Origin of the sequence: Streptomyces sp. NPDC059668, assembly GCF_042734135.1 — a bacterium.
Classification (GTDB): Bacteria; Actinomycetota; Actinomycetes; order Streptomycetales; family Streptomycetaceae; genus Streptomyces.
Genome location: NZ_JBHWEL010000145.1, coordinates 1 through 5,919 on the forward strand (window position 1 = coordinate 1; position 5,919 = coordinate 5,919).

The 5,919-nt window shown below is 74.0% G+C and carries 3 protein-coding genes; 2 read left to right on the forward strand and 1 reads right to left on the reverse strand.

All coding sequences use genetic code 11. From position 1 onward, the window contains the following. Nucleotides 1–132: 132 nt before the first annotated feature. On the reverse strand, nucleotides 133–2,229 hold the full coding sequence (locus ACFV2J_RS42335) for an asparagine synthase-related protein (protein ID WP_385095422.1): 2,097 nt from the start codon (nucleotides 2,227–2,229) through the stop codon (nucleotides 133–135). Nucleotides 2,230–2,976: 747 nt separating this feature from the next. On the opposite strand from ACFV2J_RS42335, the gene ACFV2J_RS42340 reads away from it, so the two are divergent. Both ACFV2J_RS42340 and lhgO read left to right on the forward strand, forming a co-directional pair. Continuing rightward, on the forward strand, nucleotides 2,977–4,401 hold the full coding sequence (locus tag ACFV2J_RS42340; protein WP_385443811.1) for an MFS transporter: 1,425 nt from the start codon (nucleotides 2,977–2,979) through the stop codon (nucleotides 4,399–4,401). A gap of 165 nt (nucleotides 4,402–4,566) precedes the next feature. Continuing rightward, on the forward strand, nucleotides 4,567–5,781 hold the full coding sequence (lhgO, locus tag ACFV2J_RS42345; protein ID WP_385095425.1) for an L-2-hydroxyglutarate oxidase: 1,215 nt from the start codon (nucleotides 4,567–4,569) through the stop codon (nucleotides 5,779–5,781). Nucleotides 5,782–5,919: the final 138 nt, after the last annotated feature.

Sequence of the window (5,919 nt, forward strand, 5' to 3'; positions counted from 1 at the left end):
TATGTGGTTTATAAGAGACAGGTCTTATCCAGCGGCGACGGCCTCGACACACCGGCACGGCCCCGACCCACCCACCCACCGGCACGAAACCCGCACCCGCCAACGGCCGCGGCAGCGGCGCGGCGCGGCGACCTACCCCCGCCCCCCAGCTCCCGCCCCCAACGCCCGCCCCTGCGGCACGATCCCCGCCGGCACCGCCCGCTGCCGCGCCGGCGTCCCCGTCCAGCACGTCCCCCGCCGTGCCAGCAACCGCCGCAGCCACAACTCCAGCGAGACCAGATCCGCGAGCCCGTCCAACGGCAGCGGCTCCCCCGCGGCAGCGGCCCGCAGCGCCTTGCGTACGACCCGCGCCTCCACCAGCCCGGCCTGCGCCAGCAACGGCGTGTCGAACAGCGCGATCAGCGAGTCCGCGGCCACCCGCAGCCCCGTCCGCGCGGCCGCCGCCGACGACGCGTGCGAAGGCGCCCCCCAGCCGGGCGGCAGTTCGGCCACCCCGGCCCCCTCCAGCACCGTACGGAGGATCTCCGCCCGCGCCCCGGGCTGGACCCGCAGCGCCTCCGGAAGGGTCCGGCAGGCGCGGACGACCTGGTTGTCCAGGAACGGCATGTGCAGCCGCTGGAAGCGGATCTCGGCGGCCTGCTCCAGGACCCGGAGGTCCCCCGCATGGCGCGCGAGCGCCGCACGGGCCCGGAAGTCACCGGGCCGCTGCCCGGGCCCGCCCCCCGGCCGACCTGTGATTCCTTGCAGGCGAACCGATACTTCAGCCAACGCCTCCCCGGTCAGCCACCGCGCCGCGGGCCCCGGCCTGGCCCAGGTGAGCGCGGCGAGCGACGCCCCCACCGCCCCGCCGGGTTCGTCGAACCGCCGGTGCAGCAGCCGGTCGGCGAGGACGTCGACACCGGTCCGGTACGGCGTGCGGGCGAGTTTGCGTGCCGCGCCGTACACGCGCGCGGGCACCATCACCGATCCGTCGGCCTTCGCCAACGCGGCGACGGGCCGCACCAGATGACGTCTCTTGCGGTCCATCAGCAGGTCGGCCAGGCGCGCCGGATGGGCGTCGAGCACCTGCCTGGCCCCGTACCCCGTGAAGTGGTCCGCGCTGCCGGAGGCGAGCCGCGCCCGGTGCCGCGCCGCGGTCACCAGCGACGGTCCGGGCTCGTCGGTGAGCGGGCCCTCCAGGTCGGCGTACGGAAGGGTCTCCTCGGCCCCGGTGACCACCACGTGGTGCAGCCGGGGATTGGCGGCCAGGGTCCCGGCCCGCTCCAGCTCGGCCTCCCGCCCGCGCACCGCGAGGTCGTTGAAGGTGACCGCGAGCAGCCGCTCGCCGGCCCCCGTGCCGTGTCCCAGCACGGTCCCGGGCGCCCCTGGAAGCCCCGCGGCGAGCAGGGCCAGCGTCCCCGAGGCGGGTCCTCCCGAGAGGTCGGCCCCGATCCCCGGTACGGGCATGCCCCGCGCGGCGCGCCGTTCCGCGGGACCCATCCCGGGTACGGGCCCGGGGTCGATGTCCGTGCCGGGAACGTGCCGGGGCGCGGCGAGCCGCGCGCGCACGGCCTCCACGAGGGCGTCCCGGACGCCGTCCACCGCTCGGTCGGGGTCGGCGGAGGGCGCGGCGACGGCGAGCGAGGCGACGGGTTCGTAGCCGGCGATCTCCCGCGCGCCGGTGCGCAGGATCAGCGCGTGTCCGGGGGGAATGCGCCGCACCCCTTCGTAGGGGGTGGAGTCGTGGACCGCGGCCGGTACGTCGGGGGCGGCGAGCAGGGCCGCCAGGTGTCCGAAGTCGAGGTTGGCCTCGATGAGGTCGGCGAGGGGCAGCGCGGCGGTCGCGTACGCGGTACCGCCGGCCCAGGGGGTGTAGAAGACGGGCCGGATGCCCGCGAGATCACCCGCGACGGTGACGCGGCGGCCGACCTGGACGACGGCGGTGTAGCTGCCGGACCACGCGGTGAGATGCCGCAGTGCGCCGCCGCGCGCCGCGAAGAGTCCGACCTTGATCTGTTCGTCGCTGGCGCCGCAGGTGCCGAGGACCGCGATCCGGTTCTGTGCGTCGGCCTTCACGACGCGGACCTCGTCGGGGCGCCAGTCGCCGACCGCCCAGAGCGGATCGGGGTCGCCCCACAGGAGTTGGGAACCCACCGGGTGCACGGTCTCGCCGTCGCCTCCGGTGGCGCCCGCCGAACCGATCTCGGGCGCCCTGGCGGCGGTACTGCTCCACCCCACCAACCACCGCATCGACGCCTCCACGGACTGTGGACAACCAGTGCACCGTACGAACTCGGCACCATGCTGCCACGAAGAGTGCGCGCGGGAGGGTTCCTGAGACGGCTTGCGCCCCCTGGAATGCGCCCCCGCGAACGCGTACGCGCCGCTGGGGGGCGACTGCAAAGCCGATCCGGAACAACTGCGAACGCCCGCCGGAGGCAAGGCGGTCAGGGGGTGCGGGCGGACGGACCGCCGAGGGCGGGGGTGGATCTGCGACGCGAATGCGCCCCCGATACGCTCCCCTCGGACACCCTGCGCGCCCTCAAGTCGCGTGGTGGGAGCGGTAATCACCCGCGAGGGGCACCGTCGATTTTCGGCCAAATCGGCCACGGCCGGACAGTCGTGCACACTCTCCGTACAGGCCCTGCGCACCGCTGGACCGACGCACGGTCCGGGAGGCGGAGTTCGCCTCCCGGACCGGTCCGCCGCCCGCGGGGATGGAGGCGGCGGTGTCCCCCAGCCCACTGGATCCAGTACAGCGGGCCGACCCACGCACCCTCCATGGAAGCGCTCCCCCGATGGCCGGAGAAGAGCGCACGGGCGGGCGCACGGCCACACAACAGGAGCACGCCGCAACCGTCCGTACTTCCGTACGGACCACAATCCCGCCATCCGGAACAACGCCCCTTAACGCATGGGATGCGGCGAACTACGCTGGGTTTACGAATGCCGCATGGTTATGCCAGCGCGGCAGCCGTCTGTGTCGAGGGGTGGCGCATGTCCAGGGAGCAACGCGGGCCGAACGAAAAACTCGGCGCCGTTCTCGCCCTCGCGGGAATCAGCAACGCAGGACTCGCGCGGCGCGTCAACGATCTTGGCGCTCAACGCGGGTTGACTCTTCGCTACGACAAGACGTCCGTGGCGCGCTGGGTGTCGAAGGGAATGGTGCCGCAAGGGGCCGCGCCGCATCTCATCGCGGCCGCCATCGGACAGAAGCTCGGCCGCCCGGTGCCGCTCCACGAGATAGGCCTGGCGGACGCGGATCCCGCGCCGGAAGTGGGCCTCGCCTTCCCCCGGGACGTCGGGCAGGCGGTGCGGTCGGCCACCGATCTGTACCGCCTCGACCTCGCCGGGCGCCGGGCCGGCAGCGGCGGCATCTGGCAGTCACTGGCCGGTTCCTTCGCGGTGAGCGCCTACGCGACCCCCGCCTCGCGCTGGCTGATAACCCCGGCCGACAGTTCGGTGGCGCGGGACGCGAACCCTGCCGAGGGCTCCGGAGCGCCGCTGAAAGTCGGCCACAGCGACGTGCAGAAGCTCCGCGAGGCGGCCGAGGACGCCAGGCGCTGGGACTCCAAGTACGGAGGCGGCGACTGGCGTTCGTCGATGGTGCCGGAGTGTCTACGCGTCGAGGCGGCTCCACTGCTGCTCGGCTCGTACTCGGACGAGGTCGGAAGGGCCCTCTTCGGGGCGTCCGCCGAACTCACCCGGCTCGCGGGCTGGATGGCCTTCGACACGGGCCAGCAGGAGGCGGCGCAGCGCTACTACATCCAGGCGCTGCGGCTGGCCAGAGCGGCCGCGGACGTCCCTCTCGGGGGCTATGTGCTCGCCTCCATGTCGCTCCAGGCGACCTACCGGGGCTTCGGCGACGAGGGCGTCGACCTCGCCCAGGCCGCCCTGGAACGCAACCGCGGCCTGGCCACCGCCCGCACGATGAGTTTCTTCCGCCTCGTCGAGGCACGCGCCCACGCGCGCGCCGGTGACGCCCACGCGGCCGGCGGAGCCCTGCGGGCCGCGGAGGGCTGGCTGGAGCGGGCCCGGGACGGCGACAACGATCCGTCCTGGCTCGGCTTCTACTCGTACGACCGGTTCGCCGCCGACGCGGCGGAGTGCTACCGCGATCTCAAGGCGCCGCGCCAGGTCCGCCGCTTCACCGAGCAGGCGCTCTCGAAGCCGACGGAGGAGTTCGTCCGCTCCCACGGTCTGCGCCTGGTGGTGTCGGCGGTCGCCGAGCTGGAGTCGGGCAACCTGGACGCGGCGTGCGAACAGGGCGTACGGGCGGTGGAGGTCGCCGGGCGCATCTCCTCCGCGCGCACGACCGAGTACGTGAAGGACCTGCTCCACCGGCTGGAGCCGTACGGCGACGAGCCGCGCGTGGTGGAACTCCGCGAGCGCGCGCGGCCGCTGCTGATGGCCCCGGCGTAGACCGGATCGGCCTCCGGTGTGCGGGGACGGGGTGATCTCCCGCGGGGCACGGGGCCGCCCCGTCCCCGCACGCGCGCGGTCCGCTCGTCCTTCTGTGCGATCTTCGTGGCGCTTTCCGGGTTTGAGGGCATTGTCAGTGGCGCAGTGCACTATCGGAGCCGGGAGGTGGAACAGGTGCGGATCGTTCACGACTGCGATGTGCTGGTGATCGGCGGCGGGATCGTCGGTCTGTCGACGGCGTACGCCATCACTCGCGCCGCGCCGGGCACGCGGGTGACCGTGCTGGAGAAGGAGTCCGGCGCAGCCCGGCATCAGACGGGTCACAACAGCGGGGTGATCCACAGCGGGATCTACTACCGGCCGGGCTCGCTGAAGGCGCGGTACGCGGTGCGCGGCGCGGCCGAGATGGTCAAGTTCTGCGCGGAGTACGGCATCGCGCACGCCGTCACCGGCAAGCTGATCGTCGCCACGGACAAGGCCGAGCTGCCCCGCCTGCACGCACTCGTGCAGCGGGGCCGGGAGAACGGGATCCCGGTGCGCGAGCTGGGCACCACCCAGCTCGCGGAGTACGAGCCGGAGGTGCGCGGACTCGCCGCGATCCGCGTCGGCACGACGGGGATATGCGACTACGTCGCGGTCGCCCGGCAGCTCGCGGAGGCCTCCGGCGCGGAGATCCGGTACGGGGCCGAGGTCGTCCGCATCGACCGGCGGGACGCCCTCGGGGTCGCCGTCCTCACCGGTGACGGCGCGATCGTCCGTGCGCGGGTGCTGGTCAACTGCGCGGGGCTCCAGTGCGACGAGGTGGCGCGGCTCGCGGGGGACGAACCCGGGATGCGGATCGTGCCGTTCCGCGGCGAGTACTACTCGTTGGCGCGGCCCGAGCTGGTGCGGGGCCTCGTGTATCCCGTGCCGGACCCCGCCTTCCCGTTCCTCGGGGTGCATCTCACCCGGGGGATCGACGGAGGCGTCCACATCGGGCCCAACGCGGTGCCGGCGCTCGCCCGGGAGGGATACGACTGGGGGGTGATCCGTCCCCGGGAGGTGGGCACGACGCTGGCCTGGCCCGGGTCGTGGCGGATGGCCCGGCGGCACTGGTGGTACGGAGCCGGGGAGCTGCGGCGCTCGGTGTCCCGCAGGGCGTTCACCGAGGCCGTGCGGCGGCTGCTGCCGGCGGTGACGGTGGACGATCTGGTGCCCGCGGCGGCGGGGGTGCGGGCGCAGGCGGTGCTGCGGGACGGGACGCTGGTGGACGACTTCCTGATCAAGGAGGGGGTGCGGACGGTGCATGTGCTGAACGCGCCGTCGCCTGCCGCGACGGCGTCGCTGCCGATCGGGAGAGAGGTCGCGCGCCGGGCGCTGGCCGCGCTGGCGGTGACCTGAGGGATCTCGCCCCCGGCGCCCCTGCCCGACCTGTCCTGTGCTGTCCTGTCCCTGGGGCTCCGCCCCGGACCCCGCCAAGGGGCTGCGCCCCCTGGACCCCCGCATCGCCCGAAGGGCTCGTCCTCAAACGCCGGACGG